The organism is Parapedobacter composti (genome assembly GCF_900112315.1).
GTDB lineage: Bacteria > Bacteroidota > Bacteroidia > Sphingobacteriales > Sphingobacteriaceae > Parapedobacter > Parapedobacter composti.
In genome coordinates, this window is record NZ_FOLL01000006.1 from 69450 (window position 1) to 95576 (window position 26127).

General features: G+C 52.0%; 25 protein-coding genes. 15 read left to right on the forward strand and 10 right to left on the reverse strand.

Annotation, left to right across the window (positions count from 1 at the left end; genetic code table 11):
- Positions 1-93 precede the first annotated feature (93 nt).
- Together asnS and sucC are read right to left on the reverse strand one after the other, a co-directional pair.
- Positions 94-1539, reverse strand: coding sequence for an asparagine--tRNA ligase (gene asnS / locus BM030_RS08365; RefSeq protein WP_090973141.1), 1446 nt, complete (start codon positions 1537-1539; stop codon positions 94-96).
- Positions 1540-1645: 106 nt separating this feature from the next.
- On the reverse strand, positions 1646-2836 hold the full coding sequence (sucC, locus tag BM030_RS08370; RefSeq protein ID WP_090973142.1) for an ADP-forming succinate--CoA ligase subunit beta: 1191 nt from the start codon (positions 2834-2836) through the stop codon (positions 1646-1648).
- Positions 2837-2985: 149 nt separating this feature from the next.
- On the opposite strand from sucC, the gene BM030_RS08375 reads away from it, so the two are divergent.
- The 5 genes from BM030_RS08375 (at position 2986) to BM030_RS08395 (ending at position 8855) form a co-directional block, all read left to right on the forward strand.
- Positions 2986-3648, forward strand: a complete 663-nt coding sequence (locus BM030_RS08375) for an ABC transporter ATP-binding protein (RefSeq protein ID WP_170845673.1) — start codon at positions 2986-2988, stop codon at positions 3646-3648.
- A gap of 1 nt (position 3649) precedes the next feature.
- A complete protein-coding gene (locus tag BM030_RS08380; RefSeq protein WP_139215850.1) occupies positions 3650-4135 on the forward strand; it encodes a hypothetical protein in 486 nt (161 codons plus the stop codon).
- Between the two features lie 33 nt (positions 4136-4168).
- Positions 4169-4798, forward strand: a complete 630-nt coding sequence (locus BM030_RS08385) for an HAD family hydrolase (RefSeq protein WP_090973144.1) — start codon at positions 4169-4171, stop codon at positions 4796-4798.
- Between the two features lie 11 nt (positions 4799-4809).
- A complete protein-coding gene (locus BM030_RS08390; protein WP_090973145.1) occupies positions 4810-6270 on the forward strand; it encodes a S41 family peptidase in 1461 nt (486 codons plus the stop codon).
- A 164-nt stretch (positions 6271-6434) separates the two neighbouring features.
- Positions 6435-8855: an alpha-ketoacid dehydrogenase subunit alpha/beta gene (locus BM030_RS08395; RefSeq protein WP_090973146.1), complete on the forward strand. Its 2421-nt coding sequence runs from the start codon at positions 6435-6437 to the stop codon at positions 8853-8855.
- 6 nt (positions 8856-8861) lie between these two features.
- On the opposite strand, the gene BM030_RS08400 is transcribed toward BM030_RS08395, so the two are convergent.
- From BM030_RS08400 to BM030_RS08420, 5 genes are all read right to left on the reverse strand, one after another.
- Positions 8862-9719, reverse strand: a complete 858-nt coding sequence (locus BM030_RS08400; RefSeq protein ID WP_090973147.1) for an ROK family protein — start codon at positions 9717-9719, stop codon at positions 8862-8864.
- On the reverse strand, positions 9706-10806 hold the full coding sequence (gene aroC, locus BM030_RS08405) for a chorismate synthase (RefSeq protein WP_090973148.1): 1101 nt from the start codon (positions 10804-10806) through the stop codon (positions 9706-9708). The genes BM030_RS08400 and aroC overlap by 14 nt, the downstream gene beginning before the upstream one ends.
- A gap of 73 nt (positions 10807-10879) precedes the next feature.
- Complete coding sequence (gene aroA / locus BM030_RS08410; RefSeq protein WP_090973149.1) at positions 10880-12142, reverse strand: 3-phosphoshikimate 1-carboxyvinyltransferase; 1263 nt, start codon at positions 12140-12142, stop codon at positions 10880-10882.
- Positions 12143-13249 (reverse strand): chorismate mutase, encoded by a 1107-nt coding sequence (locus BM030_RS08415; RefSeq protein WP_090973150.1) that lies wholly within the window; start codon positions 13247-13249, stop codon positions 12143-12145.
- Positions 13250-13377: 128 nt separating this feature from the next.
- Positions 13378-14202, reverse strand: a complete 825-nt coding sequence (locus BM030_RS08420; protein ID WP_090973151.1) for a prephenate dehydratase — start codon at positions 14200-14202, stop codon at positions 13378-13380.
- A 364-nt stretch (positions 14203-14566) separates the two neighbouring features.
- Between BM030_RS08420 and BM030_RS08430 the strand changes: the two genes are divergently transcribed.
- The 6 genes from BM030_RS08430 to BM030_RS08445 all read left to right on the forward strand — a co-directional run bounded on the left by BM030_RS08430 (position 14567) and on the right by BM030_RS08445 (position 17511).
- The gene (locus BM030_RS08430; protein WP_090973153.1) at positions 14567-15064 is read left to right on the forward strand and encodes a hypothetical protein; all 498 of its coding nucleotides are present in this window, start codon (positions 14567-14569) and stop codon (positions 15062-15064) included.
- A 69-nt stretch (positions 15065-15133) separates the two neighbouring features.
- A complete protein-coding gene (locus tag BM030_RS08435) occupies positions 15134-15499 on the forward strand; it encodes a hypothetical protein (RefSeq protein ID WP_139215851.1) in 366 nt (121 codons plus the stop codon).
- 32 nt (positions 15500-15531) lie between these two features.
- On the forward strand, positions 15532-15675 hold the full coding sequence (locus BM030_RS19845; protein WP_170845674.1) for a hypothetical protein: 144 nt from the start codon (positions 15532-15534) through the stop codon (positions 15673-15675).
- Positions 15676-15701: 26 nt separating this feature from the next.
- On the forward strand, positions 15702-15899 hold the full coding sequence (locus BM030_RS20180) for a response regulator (protein WP_244518808.1): 198 nt from the start codon (positions 15702-15704) through the stop codon (positions 15897-15899).
- Positions 15851-16198 (forward strand): winged helix-turn-helix domain-containing protein, encoded by a 348-nt coding sequence (locus BM030_RS08440; protein ID WP_244518795.1) that lies wholly within the window; start codon positions 15851-15853, stop codon positions 16196-16198. Before BM030_RS20180 ends, BM030_RS08440 begins: the two co-directional genes overlap by 49 nt.
- The gene (locus BM030_RS08445; protein WP_090973155.1) at positions 16195-17511 is read left to right on the forward strand and encodes a sensor histidine kinase; all 1317 of its coding nucleotides are present in this window, start codon (positions 16195-16197) and stop codon (positions 17509-17511) included. The genes BM030_RS08440 and BM030_RS08445 overlap by 4 nt, the downstream gene beginning before the upstream one ends.
- 21 nt (positions 17512-17532) lie before the next feature.
- On the opposite strand, the gene BM030_RS08450 is transcribed toward BM030_RS08445, so the two are convergent.
- Together BM030_RS08450 and BM030_RS08455 are read right to left on the reverse strand one after the other, a co-directional pair.
- Positions 17533-17907: a DUF423 domain-containing protein gene (locus tag BM030_RS08450; protein WP_090973156.1), complete on the reverse strand. Its 375-nt coding sequence runs from the start codon at positions 17905-17907 to the stop codon at positions 17533-17535.
- 9 nt (positions 17908-17916) lie between these two features.
- On the reverse strand, positions 17917-18702 hold the full coding sequence (locus BM030_RS08455; protein WP_090973157.1) for a patatin-like phospholipase family protein: 786 nt from the start codon (positions 18700-18702) through the stop codon (positions 17917-17919).
- Positions 18703-18832: 130 nt separating this feature from the next.
- On the opposite strand from BM030_RS08455, the gene BM030_RS08460 reads away from it, so the two are divergent.
- On the forward strand, positions 18833-19819 hold the full coding sequence (locus BM030_RS08460; protein ID WP_090973158.1) for an ABC transporter substrate-binding protein: 987 nt from the start codon (positions 18833-18835) through the stop codon (positions 19817-19819).
- Between the two features lie 14 nt (positions 19820-19833).
- Here the strand turns inward: BM030_RS08460 and BM030_RS08465 are convergent, their stop codons facing one another.
- Positions 19834-20871 carry an LLM class flavin-dependent oxidoreductase gene (locus tag BM030_RS08465; protein WP_090973159.1) on the reverse strand — a complete coding sequence of 346 codons (1038 nt, stop codon included), beginning with the start codon at positions 20869-20871 and terminating at the stop codon, positions 19834-19836.
- Between the two features lie 143 nt (positions 20872-21014).
- Between BM030_RS08465 and BM030_RS08470 the strand changes: the two genes are divergently transcribed.
- The 3 genes from BM030_RS08470 to BM030_RS08480 all read left to right on the forward strand — a co-directional run bounded on the left by BM030_RS08470 (position 21015) and on the right by BM030_RS08480 (position 26117).
- Entirely contained in the window at positions 21015-22316 is a 1302-nt protein-coding gene (locus tag BM030_RS08470; RefSeq protein WP_090973160.1) for a Gfo/Idh/MocA family oxidoreductase, read from the forward strand.
- Positions 22317-22373: 57 nt separating this feature from the next.
- The gene (locus BM030_RS08475; protein WP_090973161.1) at positions 22374-23819 is read left to right on the forward strand and encodes a carbon starvation CstA family protein; all 1446 of its coding nucleotides are present in this window, start codon (positions 22374-22376) and stop codon (positions 23817-23819) included.
- 102 nt (positions 23820-23921) lie between these two features.
- Positions 23922-26117 carry a DUF7133 domain-containing protein gene (locus BM030_RS08480; RefSeq protein WP_090973162.1) on the forward strand — a complete coding sequence of 732 codons (2196 nt, stop codon included), beginning with the start codon at positions 23922-23924 and terminating at the stop codon, positions 26115-26117.
- Positions 26118-26127 lie beyond the last annotated feature (10 nt).

The following is a 26127-nucleotide window of genomic DNA, read 5'->3' on the forward strand; positions in this document are numbered from 1 at the left end:
CTTAACAATCGTCAATTGCCGTCTTTCCAGCGACACTGTGACGCTCATATCCGACCGTGCGCAATGGGTTGACCCACCACCATTGACCAACAATCAAAACTCGGCGTTGTTTGGCGTACGGGGGAATGGGATAACGTCGCGGATGTTTGTCATCCCCGTTACGAACAACACGAGCCGTTCGAAGCCTACGCCGAAACCTGAGTGCGGTGCCGTACCGAAGCGGCGCGTATCTAAGTACCATTCCAGCTCTTCGGTTGGAACACTCATTTCCTGCATGCGTTGCACCAACCTGTCGTACCGCTCCTCGCGCTGCGATCCGCCCACCAGCTCGCCGATGCCGGGGAAGAGAATATCCATGGCCCGCACGGTAAGGCGTCCCTGTTCATCCGGTTCATTCAGCCGCATATAAAATGCCTTGATATCTGCCGGATAGTCGGTGAGGATAACGGGTTTTTTGAAGTGCCGCTCAACGAGGTATCGTTCATGCTCCGACTGGAGGTCGGACCCCCATCCTTCAATCAGGTACTTGAACTGCTTTTTCTGGTTTGGCTTGCTGCGTTGCAAGATTTCAATAGCCTCGGTATACGTGAGCCGTTCGAAGCGGTTATCCAAGCAGAAATGCAGCTTGGTTATTAAATCCATTTCGGAACGCTCGGCCTGGGGTTTGTTTTTTTCTTCTTCTGACAGCCTGTTTTTCAGGAACTCGATCTCATCCGGACAATGATCCAAAGCAAAACGGATAACATACTTCAATAGCTCCTCAGCCAGGTCCATGTTGTCTTCCAGTTCATAGAAGGCCATTTCCGGTTCAACCATCCAGAATTCAGCCAGGTGGCGGGTAGTGTTGGAGTTTTCCGCACGGAACGTGGGCCCAAAGGTATAGATGTTGCCCAGGGCCATGGCCGCCAATTCTCCTTCGAGCTGGCCGGACACGGTGAGGTTGGTGGGTTTTCCGAAAAAATCTTCCTTATAGTCTATTTTCCCATCGGGTGTTCTTGGCGTATGGTCAAAGTCTAGCGTAGTGACTTTAAACATTTCGCCGGCACCCTCGGCATCCGATCCCGTGATGATGGGAGTGTGCATATACACGAATCCGCGGTCAAAGAAAAACTGGTGGATGGCGAAAGACAGCGCGTTGCGGACCCTGAACACGGCATTGAACGTATTGGTACGGAACCGGAGGTGTGCAATCTCCCGCAAAAATTCCAGGCTGTGCTTTTTAGGCTGCAGGGGGAACTTCTCGGGATCGCTATCGCCCAGAATTTCCAACGTTTCTACTTTGATTTCTACGCGTTGCCCTTTGCCGAGCGACTCAACGAGCGGCCCGGTGACGGCTATTGCCGCACCTGTGGTGATCCGCTTAAGCAACGCCTCATCAGTGCTGTTAAAGTCGACCACCGCCTGGATATTGCCCAGTGTAGAACCATCGTTAATGGCGATGAACTGGTTGTTGCGGAACGTCTTTACCCATCCCTTTACGGTAACCTGCTGCCCATATTCCGTGGCGTTCAGTAAATCCTTTATACGTGTATGTTTCATTTCTCTATTGCCTATTGGAAAATTGCGTTATATAACAAAGAACCTCCAGCACGTGGAGGTTCTTCAATAACAATTGTCTATTTGCTTATCAATGTGCCGACAATGACTAAGACAGTACTTTGGTGACCAAATCTGCCGCTTCTTTGAGCAGAATCGCGGAATATACCTCCAGTCCGGATTCGTCAATCAGGCGTTTTGCCTCTTCTGCATTGGTGCCTTGGAGACGCACGATGATGGGCACAGGAATGTCGCCGATTTCTTTGTAAGCATCAATGACGCCCTGGGCAACGCGGTCGCAACGGACGATACCGCCAAAGATGTTAATGAGGATAGCCTTTACGTTCGGATCTTTAAGGATAATGTTAAATCCTGCCTTTACCGTCTGCGCATTGGCTGTGCCACCCACATCGAGGAAGTTGGCCGGTTCGCCACCCGCCAGTTTGATGATGTCCATGGTAGCCATGGCCAAGCCGGCGCCGTTGACCATACAGCCCACGTTGCCATCGAGTTTCACATAATTGAGGTTAGATTCTCCGGCCTCCACTTCGGTCGGGTCCTCTTCAGCCACATCCCGCAAAGCCGCATAGTCCGGATGGCGGAACAGTCCGTTTTCATCCAGGTTTACTTTAGCGTCAACAGCCAGTATTTTGTCGTCTGACGTCTTCAACACCGGGTTGATTTCGAAGAGCGATGAATCCGTAGCTTCGTATGCCTTATATAATGCAGCCACGAACTTGGTCATGTCTTTGAATGCCGCCCCGCTCAATCCCAGGTTAAATGCAATTTTACGGGCCTGAAATGCCTGAAGCCCTACTTTGGGGTCTATTTCTTCTTTGAAAATGAGGTGCGGTGTTTTTTCAGCCACTTCTTCGATATCCATGCCGCCCTCGGTGGAATACATGATGATGTTACGGCCGCTCGAGCGGTCGAGCAGCACGCTCATGTAAAATTCTTTGGTTTCACTTTCGCCGGGATAATAAACATCCTGCGCAATCAATACTTTGTTTACCCGTTTGCCTTCAGGGCCGGTTTGCGGGGTAACCAACTGCATGCCGATAATATCGGTAGCACGCTGCTTTACTTCGTCGAGGTTTTTTGCAAGTTTGACACCTCCGCCTTTGCCACGGCCGCCGGCATGGATCTGGGCCTTTACAACTACCCAATCCGAATTGTAGTCTTCCTTCAATTTTTTGGCTGCTTCTACAGCCTGCTCCGGGGTTTCAGCTACGATGCCTTCCTGCACGCGCACGCCGAAACTTTTCAGTATTTGCTTGCCTTGATACTCGTGAATGTTCATTTGCGAAAAATTTGGCGTAAAAGTAGGGTTTTAATCGGGAACGGTCAAGGGAAAGGCGAAACTTCGTGTATTTTCCGGAAGGAAGCTGGTGTATCGGCGTCTTTTCAGGTATTTATGGAAAACAAGGACGAAATCCCTACCTTCGCATCATGCTACAAGCAACGGGTATCTATAAATCTTATGGGACGCTGCCCATTCTGAAAGGAGTGGATCTTCATGTCAACACAGGCGAAATTGTTAGCATTGTGGGAGCTTCGGGAGCGGGGAAAAGCACTTTGCTGCATATCGTTGGCACGTTAGACAGGCCCGACAAAGGCACGGTGACGATCAACGGCACGGATATCGGAACGCTCTCTTCCAAGCAATTAAGTGCATTCCGCAATGAACATATCGGTTTTGTATTCCAATTTCACCACTTGCTGCCTGAGTTTACGGCCCTGGAAAACGTATGCATTCCGGCGTTTATCAAGAAGGTAGGCCGAAAGGAGGCTGAACAGCGCGCAGAGGCGCTGTTGGACCTGCTGGGGGTGGCGCACCGCATGGACCATAAGCCTGCAGAGCTATCGGGCGGCGAACAGCAGCGGGTGGCCGTGGCCCGCGCCTTGGTAAATAATCCGGACATTGTGCTGGCTGATGAACCGTCGGGCAACTTGGATTCGGAAAACGCCTCGGCGCTGCACCGCCTCTTTGTGGAACTGCGCGACAGGCTGAACCAGACATTCGTAGTGGTGACGCATAATGAGGAACTTGCGGCTACCGCCGATCGTATTGTGCATATCAAAGATGGGGTGATCGAGTTAAATGCGGAATAGCATGGACGCGAAAGTCTTAGTTACACAAGGGATGTGCCCGTTGGCCCAACGGGTGGCCCGGCTTTTACCTGCGGCAACGGTGTTGTTCGGCTCTGCCGATGACTTGCCGGAGGTGCTGCTGCGGACGGGGAACTACCTGAAGCTGCCGCAACCCGATAACCCTGCATTCGTGCATGAGGTGCTTAAGCGATGCTTGGACAGCGAAGTGCAGCTGCTGATTCCGCTGGGACTGGATGAGTTATATCCGCTGGCGGCCGTTCGTCCTTTGTTTTCCGAGTATGGGATAGCGATAGGAGTGCCCACCCCGATGGAGTTAGATAACCTGGTGGTGGTGCAAAATCCGCCCAAAGCACATCCGCTGCTGATCTTACAAGACGGCCGGGAGCTGGCTGCTGGGGCGGGTGGCACATCACATGGAGCGCTGTCTGGTGTTTTCACTCCGTTGGATAGCGGCGAAGGTTTGGCGCTGTGCTGTGTAGGCGGTTAAACCATTTCTGGATTTTGTATTCAAACTGAACGTATGTTTACCCACGTGGATATCGAACCCCATAAGAAGGCGGTTGTTTTTGGTCTGGATGACGTGCTTTTCCCAAAAAAGGATTATTTGCTGCAGGTTTATTACCTGTTTGCCAATCTCCTGGAGTATACCGAAACCGTGCCTCCGGCGGACGACTTGACGGCGTTCTTGAAGAAAGCCTACGAACACCAAGGCGAAACCGACCTGTTTGAGCGTGCAGCAGAGGTGTTTGGGATAGATGCTAAGTACAAGGCATCGTTTGATCGCCTGCATGTGACGGCTAAGCTTCCATTGAAGTTGCTCCTGTATCGTCCTATGCTGGATCTGATGCAGGAACTGAACAGCAGGGGGACACTACTGCTGGTGCTGACGCCGGGTAACCCCGCCATGCAGTTGAATAAATTGGGGCAGGTTGCATGGAATGGGCTGGAGCGTGTGCTGAAGGTTTATTTTGACGAAGAACTGGCAAAGGGAGACGTAGACCCTTTCAGTTTCCTGCTGGCCGATAATGGCCTGCTGGCCGACCAGGCGCTATACATCCACGCAGGGAATACTGCGCCGGCGGGAATTGCCGGGGTGGAGGCGGTCCATGTGAGTCGTTTCTTGGGCGCTTCAGCAGACCTGGCATATTAGTAAGGAATAACATGAGTAAAATTAGCCTGATCGATTGGATGGTTGTGCTGCTGGCGGGAGTGATGACGGTCAGTTGCAGCCAAGATAACATCATGCCTGAGCCGGAACGGCCGGTGCGCCCCGAGCTGGAAGAGGATAGACTGAAGGATTCGGTATATGTGTATACCTACGGGTTTTACCTTTGGCAGGAAGAACTCCCCGATTGGAGGAGCAATATACGCGAGCGCACAGCGCATTTCCGTTCGGCCGAGGAGTTATTGACGGCTTTGAAAGGGTATGCGCGCGATGAATCAGGTGAACTGTATGATCGGTACAGTTTTCTGGATCGCTGGGGTACGGTAAATGCGGAGGTGCAGCAGGGTCTTGCCGGCTCTTTCGGCATTGATGTGCGTTACCTGAATGATGATGAGCTGTATATTAAACGGGTGGACATCGGCTCGCCGGCGTACAGTGCCGGTATACGGCGGGGGTGGCGGGTGATGCGCGTGAACGGAAGAACGGACCTGTCGCTCGCATCGATGGAGCGGGACAATTTTACATTCCTTTTTAATGCCTTGGATGCCGGGACGATAACTTTGGGGCTGGTCAGACCGGATGGGAGCGAGGTGTCCGTTGAGTTAGCCAGGAAAAGTTACCAGTTACAGCCGATTCTGGCGCGACAGGTATATGCAGTAGGTGGTAAGCGTATTGGATATTTTGCTTTCGATGTTTTTATTTCGACCCTTAACGAACGGAACAACCCAACATATGTGAAGGGCCAGCTGGACCGACTGATGGAAGAGTTTGAAGGTGAGGGGGTACAGGAGCTTATTGTGGATCTCCGGTATAACGGAGGAGGGGCGGTAATCACGGCCGAGTACCTGTCTAACCTATTGGCACCCGCAACCGCCAACGGCCAATTAATGTATACCAGCAAGGCGAATGAGGGGCTGGTGCGATTCCTCCATTCAAGGGGAAGCGACATCGATTTGTCGCCGGTTTACTTCAACAAGGTTAACGGCCTGAATATCAACCGAATTTATTTTCTGGTGACGGAAAGTACGGCATCAGCCAGTGAATTGCTGATTAACAACCTTGAGCCCTATATGGATGTGAAGTTAATCGGTGAGCATGCTACGTACGGAAAACCTGTGGGGTATTTTCCGTGGGACATCCGCGGCGTTGATCTTTATGCTGTTTCATTTCAGATGTTCAACGCGAAAGGCTATGGGGATTATTTTTCTGGCATGGGGGTAGACAAGGAAGTGTATGATGATTTAACGCGGGATTTCGGTGACCCGGCAGAGTCTATGATTGCCGAGGCACTGTATTATGCCGCCCACGGCCGCTTCAGTGCCGACGGCGTAAACCGGCGGGCCGGTATACGGGCCGCGGATGGCAATACCGTATCTTCTCACCTTAATCGGGCATTGGATAGACAGGAACGTAAAGGTATGTATGTTTTCGACGTACATAATTTTTTCCGGAATTAAACGTTATCAACCTATACCGGCAGTTGTAAACTGAAGTGGCTGGCACGCAGGTGCCAAAGTAGGGGAGATTTGGTAAAGTGCCATAAAGACACCTGAATTTAAAAGCGACTAACCCTTTTAAACGAATATTTTTTTTATACTTTTGGAGCAAACGCAATTTAATTATGTCTGATACCCATATTAAACAAAGCGAACACCCGACCCAAAGTAAACTCAGTTTCGATGATTTTAAAGCACTTGTTGTGCAGGATTACCGGATGGCTGTGGAAAGCAGGTTCGTGAGTTTGTTGGGCCGTAAGGAGGTGCTTACGGGAAAGGCGAAGTTTGGCGTCTTTGGCGACGGCAAGGAACTTGCGCAGATTGCTATGGCAAAGGTATTCCAGTTAGGCGACTGGCGCTCGGGGTATTACCGGGACCAAACGTTTATGTTTGCCGCAGGCATAGTGTCGGTGTACCAGTTTTTTTCGCAATTGTATGCCCATCCTGATTTGGAAGCCGATCCGTCATCGGCCGGGAGGCAAATGAACAGCCACTTCGCAACGCGGATGCTTACGCCAGAAGGGCGGTGGGTTGACCAGACGTTGATGAAAAACTCGGCATCAGACATTTCCACTACAGGTGGGCAGATGCCCCGCTTACTGGGTTTTGGACTAGCTTCTAAATTATACCGGAATAATCCTGAACTGGCTGCGATGACGGCTTTTTCCAACAACGGCAACGAGGTGGCCTTCGGGACGGTTGGGAATGCGTCTACATCAGAAGGAGTCTTCTTTGAGGCCGTGAATGCCGCCGGTGTGCGGCAGATACCGGTGGTCATTTCAATATGGGACGATGGCTATGGCATATCAGTACCGAATGAAGTGCAGACGACCAAGGCTGATATTTCAGAAGTGCTGAAAGGTTTTCAGCGCGACGAGAAAGGAGAGGGGTTTGAGATTTTTAAGGTGAAGGGGTGGGATTATCCGGGACTTTGCGAAACGTATGAGCGGGCGGCCCATATCAGCAGGGAGCACCATATCCCGGTATTAATTCATGTGACGGAAATGACACAGCCGCAAGGCCATTCGTCATCGGGCTCACATGAGCGGTACAAGAGCAAGGAGCGGCTCGCCTGGGAGCAGGAACACGATTGCATCACGAAAATGCGTGATTGGATGATTGCTTCGGGCATTGCCAGTGAAGAAGAGTTGGCAGGCATTGAACGTTCGGCAAAGGAACGTGTGCGCGCGGAGCAGCGGCGGGCTTGGGCCGACTATAACCGGACGCTTAAGAAGGAAGTGGACGAGGCCATTGCATTGCTGACCGTGATTCCGAACGAGACGGTGCAGCTACTGCTGGGCGAATTGAAGTCATTCACGGAGCCATCGCTGCGTGAGGTGTACAGCACGGTACGAAGAGCGATCCGCCTGTTGCGCGGCAGCGAAAGCAACGAAAAGTCGGCCCTGCTCAAATGGTATGAAGAAAAGCAACGGATTAACCGTGACCGTTATAATTCGCACCTGTTTACGGATACCGTGGAAGCACCGCGCCACGCGGTCGTTGTATCGGCAGAATATGGGGCGGGCAGCAGGATGGTGGATGGCCGGGAGGTACTGAATGCCTGTTTCGACGCTAATTTTGCACGGGATCCCAAACTGGTTGCCTTTGGCGAAGATGTAGGTAAAATCGGAGATGTAAATCAGGGCTTCGCAGGCCTTCAGGCCAAATATGGCGAGCTCAGAATATTTGATACCGGCATCCGTGAATCGGCCATCATTGGCCAGGGGATGGGATTGGCCATGCGTGGCTTGAGGCCTATTGCAGAAATCCAGTACCTCGATTACCTGGTGTATGGCCTGACGGTGCTGACAGACGACCTGGCCAGTTTGAGCTACCGGACGAAGGCAGGACAGAAAGCCCCGCTGATTATCCGCACCCGCGGACATCGCCTGGAAGGGATTTGGCATTCCGGATCACCCATGAGCATGATTCTGGGATCTATGCGGGGCATCCACGTATGTGTGCCCCGGAATATGACCCAGGCGGCTGGAATGTACAATACTTTGCTGCGGTCTGACGAGCCGGCGTTGGTTATTGAATGCCTGAACGGATACCGGCTCAAGGAACGCATGCCGGCCAATGTGGGGGAGTTTACCGTGCCGCTGGGCAAGGCCGAAATCGTGAAAGAAGGGCGTGATGTAACGGTAATCTCCTACGGCTCAACCTTGCGGATAGTGCAGGAAGCCGCCGCTGAGCTGGAAAAGCTGGGTATTTCAATCGAAATTCTGGATCCCCAAACATTACAGCCGTTTGACGAAGACCATTTGTGTGCACAGTCGCTCAGCAAGACCAATAAGCTATTGGTCGTAGATGAGGATGTGCCCGGGGGCGCTTCAGCATTTATCCTGCAACAGGTACTGGAAGTGCAAAACGGCTATTACCACCTCGACGGACAACCCCGTACGCTGACTGCGAAGGCACACCGGCCGCCGTATGGTTCGGACGGCGATTACTTTTCCAAACCCTCGGCAGACGATGTGGTAGAAGCGGTTTACGCCATCATGCATGAAGCCAACCCACGGGATTATCCGCCATTGTTTGGGTAAAGGGATTTAGCTAAAGAGCGTGGCGGCACCGATTAACGCCGCATGTTCGCCCAGTTGGCTGATGTGGATATCGAAGCGGCCGAAGGCTTCCGCATTGAAGCTGCGGAACAGATCCCAGGCCCGGGAGATGTTGCCCCCGATAATGAATTTATCCGTCCCTTCCTTTTCGCTGAAAAAGGTGATGAACTGAAGCAGGTGGTGGCTGTATTCGGCCAGGATATCGTTGACAAACGCATGCTGTTCCTGCAACTGGAGCAGTTCGCGCAGTCCGGTAACCGATATGCCATGTGCCGCCGTGCGGCGCACAAACCAGCGGGTTACCAGGTGTTCCTCCATATTGCTGTCTAAGTAAGGGGTTTTCCACAAATCGGCATCCACGGCCTGTTCGCCTTTCTGCCAGGTGGCGCTTCCCAGGCCGGTGCCCAGCGTTATGCCAAGAACCTTTGCGTGCCCATTGTGTTTCCCGGCAAAGACTTCGCCTTGAAGAAAGGCTGCGGCGTCGTTAATGAACCGGATATTGGTTCCGGATATGCCGGTGCGTTCAGCCAGTTCCCTTCGGATATCCATCCCATAAAGATTGTCATATTTATCTTGATCCCGCATGTGCGAGATGCCCCTTTCGTAATCAAACGGGCCCGGCATGGCGATGCCAATGGACGGCGAATCACCGGGATAATTACGGGCCACCGTCTGGAATGGGGCAGCCCAGGAAAGTAAAATCGATTTAGCATCAGCGTGTGAATCAACATGATGCCGACAGATAGAAGACTCGACAACCTGCCACTGGTTGGTGTCTACCAGGGCGGCGGTAATGTGGGTGCCACCGATATCGGAGGCAATGATATAACGGTTATTTTGTTGCATAAATTTGGTTTTTAAGCAGATGGTCAGTGATAACAAGTGCGGCCATGGCTTCCACGATAATAACAGCCCGGGGTACCACGCAGGGGTCATGCCGTCCTTTACCGGTAATTTCGGTTTCTTCGCCCGATTCATTGATGGTTTGCTGTGCACGCATAAGGGTTGCCACAGGTTTGAAAGCAACGCGGAAGGCTATTTCCATGCCGTTTGAGATGCCTCCTTGTATGCCGCCGGAGAAGTTGGTAAGTGTTTTAAGTTTGGCGGCATCCCGGTCGGGATTGACGAAGATGTCGTTATGTTCAGAACCCCGCATTTCTGACCCTGCAAAGCCCGAGCCGTATTCAAAGCCGTGTACCGCGTTAATGCCCATCATTGCTTTCGCCAGATCGGCATGTAGCTTATCAAATACCGGCTCACCCAGCCCCACGGGTACGTGCTGGATGATGGCACTGATGCGGCCGCCCACGGTATCGCCGGCCTTGCGGATGGAATCGATAAATGAGACCATTTCGTTGGCCGTGGCCGGATCGGCACAGCGCACAATATTGCTTTCGCGCATTTGCACCAGTTCGTCAATATCGTGTGAAGGCAGGTTAGGCGCTTCGATTTTGCCGACACCCGACACGTGGGCGAAAATACGGATGCCGTATTGCGCCAAAAAGCTCTTCGCAACGGCACCTGCCGCTACCCGTGCAGCGGTTTCCCGTGCGGAAGAGCGCCCACCGCCGCGGTAATCGCGGATGCCGTATTTCATCTGATACGTATAGTCGGCATGCGACGGACGGTACTTGTCTTTGATGTGTGTATAGTCTTTGGAACGCTGATCTTCATTAGGAATGAGCATTGCCAGGGGAGTTCCCGTGGTTTTGCCCTCAAATACGCCCGAAAGGATGCTGGCGGTATCGCTTTCTTTTCGCTGGGTGGTGATTTTTGATTGCCCCGGCCGGCGCTTATCCAGCTCCGACTGGATGAACGATTCATCTACCGCGATATTTGGCGGACAACCGTCAATAATTACGCCGATAGCCTTGCCATGAGACTCTCCGAACGTAGTGATGCGGAATACATCTCCAAACGAATTCCCTGCCATTCCTTTTTAGATTTTAGCTGTTAGACATTAGATAACGAAACGCCTGATTGTTGACTTATAAAGTTTACGCGGGCTAAGATATAACAAATCCCTGTTGTTTCAAATGTTTCCAGAAATCGGGATACGATTTGCCCACAACATCAGGCTCATTAATTTGCACTTGCGGGAATACCATTCCGAGCGGGGCGAATGCCATGGCCATCCGGTGATCCTCGTAGGTGTCAATGACGAGATGTTCCGCATGGTAAACGCCTTCCGTTTGCAGATGGTAAACGGCCCCATCTTCAATGAGCGTGGCACCGAATTTCCCTAATTCCTTTTGCAAGGCCGCAATACGGTCGGTTTCTTTGATACGGAGCGTATGTAAGCCTGTGAAGGACGCATTACGTCTGAGCGCTGCTGCGCATACCACAACGGTCTGCGCAAGATCCGGACATTCCTTAAAGTCCAGTAAGGGGACGCTTTCAGGCATGTTACCAGCAACTTTTTGGATGCGTAATCCGCCGCGCTCAAATGAGGAGGCGACTCCGAAATGGCTCATGATATCCACGATGGCAGTATCGCCCTGTAAGCTGCTCCTTTTCAGATTCGGCAGGAACAGATTGGCTTCATCAGCCAATGCCACCATGGCATACCAATAGGATGCCGCACTCCAGTCGGGCTCTACCGTAATGGTGCAGGGTTGCGCTTTTTGGGGGGCAATGTGGATAACGTCGCCTTGCCATTCATGGTGGATACCGGCTTCGGAAAGCATATCAAGCGTCATGGTGAGGTAAGGACGTGACGTAAGTTCACCCTCGATTTGCAGAGACAGTCCCCGTGGCAGTGCGGGCGCAACAAGCAGTAAAGCCGACAGGTATTGGCTGCTTACATTGCCCTGCACGCGCACCGTGTCGGTCTGCTGGTCAAAACCGCCCCGGATAGCCAGCGGGGGATAGCCCGGAGCCCCAGCATATTGGACACCGGCGCCCAGTGTACGGAGTGCATCCACCAGGATGCCGATGGGGCGCTGTTTCATCCGTTCACTTCCCGTAAGCAGGAAATTTCCCGGGGTGATGGCAAGGTAAGCCGTAAGGAAACGCATGGCCGTGCCCGCCGGCCCCACATCAATGGTGGTTGGGGCTTCGGCCGACGCAGCGGTCACCGCCGCGGCTTCCAGGGCTCCGTGCAGCGTAATTGTGTCGTCTGCGGACGACAAATTAGCGATGTTCACGTGGTCGCCCCCCAGTGCCTGGATGATAAGGGCCCGGTTGCTTTCACTTTTTGAGCCAGTGAGCGCTACCGTGCCCGACAGCAATTTGGACGGATGCGTAAGCTTGATGGCGTCTGTACCCATTTAGGCCTCCGCTACCGGTTTGGTGTTCATAATCTCGTTTTGCTTACGGATGGATTCGTTATGAATCAGTTCCAGCAGCTTCACGGTGAATTCTTTATCCAATTTGAGCGCTTGCGCTACGTTGCTGCGCTTCTGGATGATCTCATCCCAGCGGCTAACCTGCAGGATAGTCACGTTGTTATCGCGTTTGTATTCGCCGATTTTTTCAACGATTTTCATGCGGTCGCTCAATATTTTGATAATCTGGTCGTCCAGCTTATCGATATCTTTGCGCAGTTGGGCCAGCTTGTCTTCGAAGACCGGATCATCCGACTTGGCATGGCGAAGGGCTAAGTTAGCGAGCAGGTCAGATAACGCCTGCGGGGTTACCTGCTGTTTGGCATCGGTCCACGCCACGGAAGGATCGATATGCGATTCCACGATGAGGCCTTGCATGTCCATGTCAAACGCCTTTTGCGCAATGTAGGGAATGAGTTCACGGTTGCCGCAGATGTGGCTGGGATCATTGATTACAGGCAGGTCTGGCACCATGGTTTTCAACTGGATGGCGATATCCCACATCGGCTCATTGCGGAAGGCTGTTTTTTCGTAAGAGGAGAAACCGCGGTGGATGGCGGCCAGTTTCTTGACGCCGGCACGGTTGATACGCTCCAGGGCACCCAGCCAGAGCGAAAGATCAGGGTTAACAGGGTTTTTAACCAGTACCGGAACGTCCACGCCTTTCAGCGCATCGGCAATCTCCTGTACGGTGAAGGGGTTAGCCGTTGAACGTGCGCCGATCCAAAGGATATCAACCCCCGCAGCCAGCGCTTCTTCCACGTGCTTGGCGGTAGCTACTTCCGTGGTGATGGGCAGTCCGGTTTCTTCCTTAGCCCGGCGCAGCCATTGAAGGCCGATGCTGCCAATGCCCTCGAATTCACCCGGACGGGTACGGGGCTTCCAGATACCTGCGCGCAGCACGTTCACCCTGCCCGTATTGGCTAACAGGTGGGCGGTAGCTAATACCTGTTCTTCCGTCTCCGCACTGCATGGCCCGGCAATAATTAACGGCGCATCGCCTGTGTCGAACCACGATTTCAAAGGAACAATGTCTAATGTCTGTTTCATTGTCTTAATTGTTAATTTATTTGTCTTTTTGTTTTATACATTACGATTGATGCACCTACATCACCTGCCATCCGCTGCTTTTCATCCGGTAACTGTGGCCCTCGTTTGCACGTAGCCGGTGTGTCTTCTTATACCTTTTCATTCTTTATGTATTCGCCCATGATACTGAAGTTGCTGGTATGCTTCAGTACCCGTCGTATAGCCGCATCGTAATCGGCCTGGTTTTTCCATTCAACATCTACATAAAAATCGTATTCGTTGCGCTTACCCAGTACCGGCATGGATTGAATCTTCGTGAGGTTAATCTGCTGCTCAGCGAAGCATTGCAATACCGTGGATAGTGAGCCCACCCCATTGCCGGTCTGGAAAGACAACGAAGCCTTGTTTACCTTCGCCTTTTCTTCCGATTGGGTAGACAGGATGAGAAAGCGTGTGTAATTCTTTTTGTTGGTCTCGATGCGACGTTCCAGAATCTCCAGGCCATAGAGCTTGGCCGCGAGTTGCGGAGCGATGGCTGCAGTATCTTTGAGTTGCTGCTCGCTTACCTTTTTGGCACTGCCCGCGGTATCCTCACCCTCCGTCACCTGGAACTGCGGATTCTCTTCGAGGAAATCGTTGCATTGCTGCAGCGCAATAGGGTGCGACTCGACAAACCTGATATCTTGCAGGGTAACCCCCGGTAATGCCATCAGATGCAGTTTAATATGGAGGTAAACTTCGCCAACGATGGGGAAACGGTAATCGCGGAGCAGGTTATAGTTGGGGAGGAGGCTGCCCGCGATGGAGTTTTCAATGGCCATGACGATGTAGTTGACTTTACCCTGTTTTAACAGTTCACACGTCTTCTTGAACGATTCACACTCCACGGTTTCAATCTGTTCACCGAAATACTTGTAGGCCGCTTCTTCGTGGAACGAACCCTTGATACCCTGTATGGCTACTTTTAGCTGCATATATCGTTAAAAATGGATAATAAAAAAGTCCCGGCTTTTCTTGCCGGGACTTTACATTTATATCGTTTACGCTATCAATGCATATCAATCCCGGCTTTTACCGCTAAAGTAAAAGAATCCAAAAAATCGATATGCGTTGCGCTGTGCTATCATCTCTTTGATTTGATGTGCCAAATGTACGCAAGTTTTTTTTATTGTCAAGAAAAAAATAATTTTTTCGTTGTATGGCTGAAATTTTTGAAATAAAGTAAGCCGACTGTTACGAAAAACTCAACGTGGTATAATTTTTTACCGATTTTCATCTTATCTTCATCTTATCTTCATCTTCGTGCTTCAACTTTGTCTTAACTAAATTGATAAAGTTATGAAAACGATGTTGATTTCAGCGATAGCAGGGATGGTGATGTCCACTGCTTTCGCACAGGAAAACGGAACCGGAGTGACCGGCAAAGCAAACACCGCAACCCAGGCCGGAGTTGGTAAGGGAACAACGGCGGTAACTCATGGTATGCAGGGAGAAGCAAAAGCCGGCATAGCGTTGGCCGCACCGAAGGTGGCAGCGGAAGCCAACGGCAATTCGGTAATTCAGGTAGGCGGAGACATCCAAGAGCTGGCTGTAATGAGCGGAGATGTGATTGGCGATGTGGCCATCGCTAACGAGCTGGAGGTATTGCAGCATGCAGAAACGATAAGACTGCAGGCAACGGCGGTTCCGCGTGCGGATGTGGGAAGTGCGGTGGCGGTTCCTGACGTGGCAGCCAAGGTGAAGGCGACTGTTAACGCTGTTACGGGCATCAACGTGAAGCCGGTTCCGGTATCGGCAAAAGTTAATATCAGGAACGGCCTGCGTGTAAAACTTTAATCCGGAAATAACTATATTTGTTTGCGGAATGCCGGCAGTTGGGCCGGCGTTCCTTCTATCCGGACGGCGATGAGTAACGATGCAATCCGCATATTGAAATGTCTGGCAATAATAGGGTGCCTGTTTATAGGGAAGCAAGTGTCAGCAAAAGACGACCTACGGTATGCTTATTATGCGGTGGACACCACGGCCGTAGCACAGCAGGAGCGACCGTCTCGAGTCAAAGAAGGGAGCCCTGATAAGGCAAACGGAAAAGTGCAGGAAGTGGTAAAGCCCGACGATATCGTTACTGATGTGCAGCAGGTGGTTAAGAAAGTACCGAAGGCCCGTCGGCAGGCTAAGCCTGTTTCTGTGCCGTCTGTAAAAGTAAAGCCGCCCGTAAAGGTAAATCCCCCTAAAATTAAAACAGCCCTGCCAGTCAAGATCAAACTTTGACCGGCCGGATATCCAGATTTTTATTACTTCGAATGAAACTGAACATACTGTTAGCCTATGCGCTAATTGTGGTGCCTGTTGTCTCAGGGCTGGGCCAAACCGATACCGCGCAGCGCAGAACCTCGTTGACCCTGGCGACTATCTATAGCACCAATGCCAGCTACTACTGGATTTAGGGTTGCCCGACCGCGACGGCCTTACGGTGTTGCGGGATTGCAAGCAGCACAATCCGGATGCGGCTATCATTATCCTTACTGCACGCGGCGACCTCGAAGACCGTATTAAAGGGCTTGAAATGGGGCCGATGATTACCTGCCGAAGCCGTTTTCACTGCTGGAACCGCAAGTGCGCATGCAAGCCATTGCCCGGCGTAAGTTCGGCCTCCGGGAAGACACGGTGAGCATAGGCGGCTTTGTGGTACACCTGGGTAAACGGCTGGTGACGTGCGGCGAGCAGGAAATCCCACTCTCGCGGAAAGAGTTTGATATGCTCAGCTACCTGCTCATGCATCGCAACCGGCCGTTAAGCCGGATACAGCTCTATGAGCATGTCTGGGGCGACTTCGCCAGTGAGGAAAGCGACTCCAACCACATTGACGTGCACATCAAAAACATCCGGAAGAAACTCGGTGAATTTGCGGATGTAAGTTGGTTGGAAACTGTTAGGGGCATCGGCTATAAGATCAGGGCAGCGACATGAAACTGAATACTAAGCTGACGTTGTATTTCACGCTTTCCAAGCTGGCCATCATCGGCGTATTCCTGCTCATGCTGCCCTATATTTTTGATTGGATAGCATTGGCTTCCATTGATAATTATTTAAGGCAGCAGGAAAAGAAAGTGTTCGGTACCATTCAGGAGAATGGGTTGGAGTATTACCTGCCGGACGATGAAAGCTTTGGTAGCTATACCATGCTTAAAGAAGAATATATTTCCATGGAGCCTGCCAGTCCGGAAATGGCAGACATTAATCAAGTGGCTGACGGGCAGCGATTGATTGAATCGGACACGTTGAACTATCGTATCTTAAGCCGGACGTTTATTTACGGAAACCAACGGTACCTTCTGGAAATCGACCGGACAACCGCCACGATAGCGCAGTATAATCTGGCTATCCGTAAGATAGCGCTCTATGTATTAATCGGACTGGTGGTGATAACCATCATCCTGGACTTCTTTTTTTCACGGATTATCCTTCGTCCGCTCGGAAAAATCATCAAGACACGCCTTTCAGGTGATGGATTCCCGTTTCAACAAGCCCTGCAGCCGATCAAGACTTCTACCCGCGACTTTAAGTTGCTTGACGAATCGTTCATCCAGCTGATGCAGCGCATTCGGCATGCTTTTGACCGGGAAAAAGCCTTTACGGCCAACGCCTCGCATGAGCTGCTTACGCCGGTGAGCGTGCTGAAAAGTAAGATTGAAAACTTGATGATGACTGAAGGGCTGGACGAAGGGGTGGGCGAGAAGCTGACAGAGATGATGCGTACCTTGAACCGGTTAAACAAGATTGTGCAATCTATGCTGCTGATAGCGCGTATAGATAATGCACAGTTCGGGAAAAGGGAAATGGTGGATATCCATGAGGTGGTGGAAGAAATCGCTGAAGAGCTGCAGCACGAAATGGATGCCAAAGCCATTGGTTTCCGAAACGAAATGACGCGCAGGGAGCCGTTGCCGAACCTTAACCGGGAGCTGATGTTTCACTTGTTTTCCAATCTTATCCGTAATGCCATCCGTTATAACCGCGAAGGGGGCAGCGTGGCGGTTACTGACGAGGTGGCCCATGGCCGCTACTGGGTGCACGTCCGGGATACCGGCATCGGTTTCCCCGACGGGTACGGGGATGAAATTTTCGAACGTTTCAAAACAGCACACCGGGACCGCAGCCAGGGGTTTGGGTTGGGCCTTTCCATCGTGCGCAGCATCGCCGAATATTTTTCAATCGCCATACAGGTAGACTCCGCCGAGGAGGATGGCACTGTCTTTTTTATTGGTTTTCCGTTAGAATGAAATGTATAGGCGGAGGAGAGGTTAACCCGTTGCGACTGCAACCAGCAGGGCGACCCACCCAGCGGCCAGCAACAAGCCGCCAATAGGCGTGACCGGACCGAGGAAACGCCACTTAGCGCCGGAAACTGCGGTGAGGCAAAGCCCATAGATGCTGAACGAAAACAGGATGGTGCCCGCTATAAATAGGATAGTATAAGGGCCGGGCGAGATGAGTCCGGCGGTTTGTGCAAAACCGGTTATCAGTAACGCCAGGGCGTGGTAGAACTGATAGCGTACGCCGGTTTCGAAGCTCTCCCGCTGGTCTGCAGTGAACTTTTTTTTGAGCGCATGAGCCCCGAAGGCCCCGAAAACTACGGCCGTTAAACCAAAGGCCGCACCGAATAGCAGAGCTAACATATTGCAAAGTTAGGCTTTTTGTGCGAGGTATTCCGATGTATAGGCATATACGTGGTTATAAATTTTCAGCAGTTCTTTTTTTCCAAATATGCTGAACTGCAGCATGGCTGGCGGCTCGATGAAGAGGTTGCATCGGGCTGCATTTCGGGCAACGGTTTGGCTAATGGCGAGGTGAATAATCCGGTCGAGCGTTTTGATGGGCGTAAGCTGCTCCGGTGCTACTGTATCCGGCGCATTGACGTGTACACCGATGAGGTAATCGCAACGATCGATTAAGGGCTGTACCGGAAGATTGTCGAGCACGCCGCCATCATAGTAGATGGCCGAGCTGCGCGGCACCGGACGAAACATCAACGGCACACTGGACGACGCCAGCAACGCCTCGTCCAGAGGCCCGCTGTCGATGTATTCGGTTTTACCGGACAACAGGTTGGTGGCCGCCACATAGAGCGGTATTTGCAGCGACTCAAAGGAGTTGCCGGGGATGTGGGCATGGAACAGCTGTGTAAGAAACCGGGTGTCGACAAAACCGGAAGCACGCAGGCGAAAACTCGTTGCGGGGAACAGGTTATGTTCCTGTGCGATATGCAGCATTTCATCGATTGTGTAACCCGCCGCATAGAACGCCCCGATGATTGCCCCTGCACTGGCGCCGGAGATCATGGCGGGCCGGAAACCACGTTCTTCCAATGCCTTGATAGCGCCTAAATGGCCGATGCCCCGCAATCCGCCGCCGGAAAGGACAAGCCCTATCTTCTGGGGAGGTTGCCGTCGTTTTTTCCGAAAGAAATCCATGCGGTAAGATTACCGATTTTTGGTTGAATTATAAAGAAGCATACCGGGTTGGCTGTCGGCATAAGGAAAGAATGATGCGTTTGGTTGGCAACGGCCGGTAAAAACTTAAAAAAAATGTAGATTTGCCGGTATGAAGAATCAGCATTGGGTTTGGTTGGCGTTAGTGACAGCGCTGCTCACCTATTCGTGCCGGTCTAAGCAACGGCAGGAGGGCGTACCTGTTGTAGGTTTCGTGGAAGCCTTTGAAGACGCTACCATCGCCGCAGCGCGTCAGGGATTTACGGATGCACTGCGTGACGGCGGATATAGCGAAGATGGCGGAACGCTTAAAATCATTTATCGGAATGCCCAAGGCGATGCGGCCGCGCTCAACCAGATAATAAGCTACTTCAACAGCCAACAGGTAGACGTTATCGGCACCAGCACCACATTAGCTACGTTGGCAGCGGTACAACGGAATAAACATATTCCCATTTTCCAGACGGTAACGGCCATGCCGGACCTTTTGGGCGTACTGGATACGGACGGAACCCCGCCGGTGAACCTCTTTGGTACCGGTGAGAGCCTGAACTACATTGATACATCATTTGCTATCATTACTAAAACGGTGAAGCCGAAAGGGGAACGGCTGACGGTGGGAATGATTTATAACCAATCTGAACCGCAATCCGTGGATGCTTATAAGCGCATTGCCGAGCTTGCCGAAGATATGGATGCACGGGTTGTGGCGCTGCCGCTCAACTCATCGGCCGAAGCACAGTTGGTGGTTCGTTCGTTGCTTACCAATCGTATAGATGCCTTCTTTGCAAATCCCGACAATACGGTGTTTGCGGCATTTGAAACCATTCTGAAAAATTGCAACGACCAGAACGTTCCGGTATTCACCAGTGAATCAGGCCTTGTGGCGCGGGGTGCCGTCGCGGCGTTTGGTGCCGATATTTACCAGTGGGGATACCAAAGCGGAAGGCAAGCTGCCAGCTACCTCGCGAGCGGTACAGGCGATGGTTTGCACGTGGAAATGGTCAAGGTAAGGAAACGCGTGTATCACCCCGGTGCGGCCAAGCGGTTCGGGTTTACCTTCCCAGCGGGCTTTGAACCCATAAGCGCCGGGCGCTGACAGGTGGTCGAGCATCAGCGGTTGCGCAATGCCGTCCGTATCGCGGGTGCGATTCTGGTGCCATAGATTTCAATTGATTTCATGATAATGGCATGGGAGGGCGCTCCGACGTCCATGTGCGCAGCAAACCGGGTAAGCCCAAACAATTCTTGATAGTACAGGATTTTGTCAACCATAGCTTCCGGTTCGCCGATGAATAGCGCACCATGCTTTGACATCCCGAAATCGAATTGCGTGCGCTGGTAAGCCGGCCAACCCCGAGACCTGCCCACCCGATCCATCTGTGCCGCATATACAGGGAAATAGGCGTTGCTTAATGATGAGGCGTCATCGCCGAATAACGCATGCGAGTGGATACCGACCTGGTATTTCGCCGGATCATGGCCGTTTTCCAGATACGTCTTCTTGTAAAGCTCAAAAAGGGGCTGGAACTGCGCAGGTGAGCCGCCGATAATAGCGATCATTAACGGCAAGCCCAGTTTGCCCGCCCGTACAACCGATTGGGGAGTGCCACCAACAGCTATCCAAATGGACAGATGGTTACCCACCGCACGCGGCAAAACAGCCTGATCGTCCAACGGTGCTCGGAATTTGCCCTTCCAGGTAACGCGTTCATTTTTGTTGATGGTGAGCAGCAAATCCAGTTTTTCCGCAAACAGCGCATCGTAATCTTCAAGGCGGTATCCGAATAAGGGGAACGACTCAATGAAACTGCCTCGTCCGGCCATCAGCTCCGCACGACCTCCCGAAAGGAGATCAATCATTGCAAAATTTTGATAAAGCTTTACCGGATCGGATGAACTGATAACAGATACGGCGCTGCCCAATTTGATCCGCTGGGTGACGGCGGCCGCTGCCGCCAATACGATTTCGGGGCTTGGCACCGCATAATCCGGACGATGATGTTCTCCTATGCCAAAATAGTCCAGTCCCACCTCGTCCATCAATTTGATAGCCTCGATGAGTTCGGTAAGCCGCTGCTGCGCAGGCTGGAGCCTGCCGGTCGCTGAATCGACCCGTAAATCACCGAACATGCTGATGCCTAACTCCATAGTAATCTCGTTTTAAACCGCTGCTTGCAAAAGTAATGATGTTGTGCAACATTTGTGCTAAAGTGTACAACGTTCGGAAAAAATGTTAGTTTTGCAGGATGCATCCGATAAGCATTCACATCAATTATAAATAGTCTTAACGTATGGAAAAAGATATTAATGAAGGCCACTCGCGTAGGAGCTTTCTGAAAACGGGTGCCGTTGCAGCGGCGGGATTTATGGTGCTGCCACGGCATGTGTTGGGCGGATCGGGGTTTATTGCGCCAAGCGATCGGATTAATCTCGGATATATAGGTGTGGGGAAACAGTCATATTCGTTGCTGAGGAATATCGGTAAGGTAGGCGAAACCATGGTAGTGGCTGCAGCCGATGTAGACCGTAAAAAATTGGCGCGTTTTGCGGGCGAAGCTACGCAACTCAACGCGACGAAGGCCAGCCATACTGTGGCAACATACGGTGATTACCGCGAGTTGCTGGCCCGTAAAGACGTGGATGCGGTAGTGATTGCCACGCCTGACCATTGGCATGCGCTGAATGTGGTTGATGCTGCAAAGAATGGAAAGGACATTTATTGTGAAAAGCCACTGGCACTGACTATAGACGAAGGGAGGGCAATGGTAAATGCGGTGAAAAAATACAAACGTGTGCTGCAAACGGGCAGCATGCAGCGTTCTCAGTATAATTTCCGGCAGGCTGCAGAATTGGTGCGGAATGGATATATCGGAGCGATCCGCGAGATAAATGTGTCAGTGGGCGAGCCGGTAAAACAATGCGACCTGCCTTCCTTGCCGATACCGGACTACCTCGACTGGGATAAATGGATAGGGCCGTCGCTTTATCGGGGTTATCACCCCGATCTTTCACCACCTATTGAAAATGACAAATGGGCTTGGTGGCGTGGTTACCGGGGGTTTGGCGGCGGATATATTACCGACTGGGGTGCCCATATGTTTGACATCGTGCAGTGGGCTTTGGATATGGATGGTTCCGGCCCGGTCTCATTCGTGCCTCCCGAACAACCCGGCGCCACGGAAGGCCTTTATTTTGTGTATGCCAACGGCGTGCGGGTAAACCATCGGGCGTGGGGGAAGCCTAATGCTATCCAGTTTATTGGTACGGAAGGAAAAATCGAAGTGTCCCGTAGCTTTTTGGAAACCGACCCTGAGGGACTGGCCTCTCAGCAACTAAGGCCGTCGGACAAACCGTTATATCGATCGGACAATCACTATCAGGACTGGATCGATGCCATCAAAAAACGGAGCAAGCCTGTGGCTGATGTAGAAATAGGGCATCGTACGGCCACCGTCTGCAATGCCGTTAATATTGCCTACGAACTTCAGCAACCCCTAAAATGGAATCCGCGGAGAGAGACGTTTGATAATGCATATGCCAACATGATGAAAACCAAGCCCTACCGCAAAGGCTGGGATTATATGGATTTTTAACATGGTGCTGCACGACCAGAAGCAGGAGTAGGCAAAAAATAGCAAAGGATTAGTTCAATGGTTACGTTTTTTATATGCATTGTGGTACTGGTGTTGGGGTACTATTCGTATGGTTTGATTTGTGAACGCGTTTTTGGAATTGACCGGAACCGGGTTACACCTGCGACAGCGCTGGCTGATGGGGTGGATTACGTGGTGCTTCCCCGGTGGAAGTCATTTCTGATTCAATTTTTGAATATAGCGGGGCTTGGGCCCATTTTTGGGGCAGTTGCCGGCGCGATGTGGGGGCCTGTGGCGTTTCTGTGGATCGTGCTGGGCACGCTGATAGCGGGCGGCGTGCATGATTATTTTTCAGGAATGCTCTCGCTGCGCCATTCGGGAAAGAGTTTTACAGAAATCACGGGCCATTACCTGGGGGCCTCCCTGAAGCAGGGCATGCGCATATTGACCTTCGTGCTGCTGATTATGGTGGGTACGGTGTTTTTTGTGGGGCCTGCCCAGATTCTGGCCGATTTGACGGTAGAGTGGCTGTCGGTGGTGGTTTGGTCGGCGATCATACTGGCTTACTATATTTTGTCGACAGTGTTGCCCATTGACCAGCTTATCGGCAGGCTGTATCCCGTATTCGGAGCGGTATTTCTGGCCATGACGGTGGCCCTTGGCGTGGCTATGGTTTATGGCGGATTGCCGGTGCCGGAATGGTCGATGGACATGTTGTCAAACAACCAGCATATCCATCCGGAAAAGTTTCCGGTTTTTCCCATGCTTTTCATCACAGTGGCATGTGGAGCAGTCTCGGGGTTCCATGCCACACAGTCGCCTTTGATTGCCCGTTGCCTCCGGCACGAGGGACAGGGAAGGAGCGTGTTTTATGGCACTATGGTAACGGAAGGAGTGGTCGCGATGGTATGGGCGGCGATCAGCATGAGCTACTTCGGTGGCATCCGCGAGCTGAACGTTTTCATGGATGAGCGTTCCGGCAACGCGGCCATGGCGGTAAACGAGATTTGTACGGGGCTGTTGGGGCGCCTGGGAGGGATACTGGCCATCATCGGTGTCGTGGTCGCGCCCATTACATCGGGCGATACAGCGTTTAGGAGTGCCCGGTTGCTGCTTGCTGATATTTTTAATTTCAATCAAAAAGCGATAAAGAACCGGCTGCTATTAGCCCTACCTATGTTTGCCGTAGCATTTGCTATTAGCAGAATGGACTTCGGGGTCATCTGGCGCTATTTTGCCTGGACGAACCAGACCTTGGCAACCGTAGTACTGTGGACAGTGGCCGCATACCTTATCCGATCGAGTAAAAACTACTGGATCGCGTTAATACCTGCTGTGTTTATGACCAATGTGGTTGTCGCTTATATTCTGATAGCGCCGGAGGGCTTTTCTTTGCCCCATGGGATTTCTTATGGATGCGGTTTGCTGGTTGGTACCGGCTTGCTGCTGTATACTTTTTTCTATATCTACCGGAGAAAAAAAAGAGAAGTGCCTGTAGTGTAGTATCGTACGTATCTGCTTATTTTACCAATTTGGTGCGTGAAAACTAAACAAAAACAAATATCTTATTATTTCGCCTTAGCTCTTGTGGTTGCTGTTTGCGTAATGTGTGTTCAATGTCGTAACCGTTCGGACAACGATGTGCTGTCGCCCAAGGCTTCTATCAACGCCATGGAAGTGGCCGAGGGGTTCACGGTTGAGGTCGTGGCTTCGGAACCCTTGGTTGTAGCTCCTGTTGCCATGACATTTGACGGGGATGGTAGAATCTGGGTCGTGGAAATGGATGGCTATATGCCTGATACATTGGGTACAGGAGAAGATGCCCCGGTGGGACGTGTCGCCATTCTTGAAGACGTGAACGGCGATGGGCGGATGGATAAGCGGCAAGTTTTTCTGGATTCACTGGTTATGCCCCGTGCGCTCTGCTTGGTGGATGGCGGTCTTATGCTGGCTGAACCACCCCGATTGTGGTTTTATGCGATCAGAGACGGCAAACCGGCCGGTAAAACATTGGTGGATAGCGCCTATGCTGAAGGCGGTAATGTGGAGCATCAACCCAATGGGCTGTTGCGCGGATTAGACAACTGGATTTATAGTGCAAAGTATGATTACCGGTATCGCAGGCTTTCTGATGGAACGTGGCAAAAGGAAAGAACGCATTTCCGGGGGCAATGGGGGATTAGTCAGGACGATTGGGGCAGGCTTTTTTATAACGACAACTCAAGCAACCTATCCGGCGATTATTTTCCGCCCGGACTTGGTGGGGATAATCCAAATCAGCGTAAGGTTGCGGGATACGGCCAAACGGTGGTTGCTGACACGAGGGTTTATCCCATCCACCCGACGCCAGGCGTAAACCGTGGGTATATGGAAGGCGTGTTGGATAGTGCCGGACGCTTGGTTAACTTCACCGCCGCCTGTGGTCCGCTTGTTTACCGCGGTGGATTAATGCAGGGGATGAACGCCTTTGTAGCTGAACCTGCGGCAAACCTCGTGAAGTGGAATGTGTTGCATGACGAAGGCCACCGGGTAGTGGGCAGGCAGGCCTTTGAAGGTCGTGAGTTCTTGGCGAGCAGAGACGAGCGTTTCCGGCCGGTAAACCTTTATGATGGTCCGGACGGCGGGATTTATATCGTAGACATGTACCGGGGGATTATTCAGCATAACACGTATCTGACACCGTATCTCAAGAAAGAAATCGCTGAACGAAAGCTGAGTTTACCATTAGGTATGGGCCGTATCTACCGGATATTGCCTAAAGGCGCAAAGCCCCAATCCGTATATATGCCAGCGCACACCGACTCGTTAGTAGCCTTATTGGGCCATCCTAATGGGTGGGTGCGCGACCAAGCTCAGCGCACATTGGTAGACCGGCGGCCGGACGGCGCGGAGACGTCGCTGCGACGTGCGTTGCACGACAGCAACCCAATAAAGGTAGTGCATGCGATGTGGACAATGGAGGGGATTGGAAAGCTGACAGACGACGATATTGAAGGGTTGTTACGGCACTCCAACTGGCGTGTTCGCGCTCAGGCTATAGCTGTGATTCCGGCATTGGCGGAGAGCGGAAATCCTGAACAGGCAACGGATTTGCTTAAAGCCGCCGCTGCTATGAACGACACACTGTTGACGCCCCTTATGGCATTGGCTATGGCCTCCCCGGCGCTGTCAAACCTTCCCGGAGTGGCTGATATGGCCGAACAGTGGGCCATGGACCATGGGAATGACGCCTATGTCGTTGACGCGTCGATCAGCGGATGGGGCGGACGGGAAGAACAACTGCTCCGTCTACTGCCGGATACTTCGGTATTATTGTACAGGCGGCTGCGACGGCTGGTAGCCGATAAGGAAGGCAAAGAAAGCAAGGCAAAACGTGAAGCGTTGGCAAAACGGTATAAAGAAGGCATTGCCTTATTCAGAACGGCATGCCAGCCTTGTCATGGCGAGGACGGCAAGGGGGTTACGCCGATTGCACCACCCTTGGCGGGGTCAGAGTGGGTAACAGGCAATAAAGAGCGGCTGATTGCCTTGGTACTTTATGGTCTGACCGGTCCGGTAAGTGTAGCCGGCCACACTTATGATACGCCTGAGGTGAGCGGAGAAATGCCCGGAATTGCGCATAACCGGGCTATCGAGGAGGCAGAGCTGGCCCAACTGCTCAGCTATATCCGGAATGCTTGGGGCAATAATGCCGGTGATGAGGTCTTGCCGGAAGATTTAGGGACAGTGCGTGCAAGGTTCGGTAACCGGACCGAGCCTTTCACGCAAGCAGAGTTACATGAGATGTTTGGTAAAGATTAGTTTTTTGGAT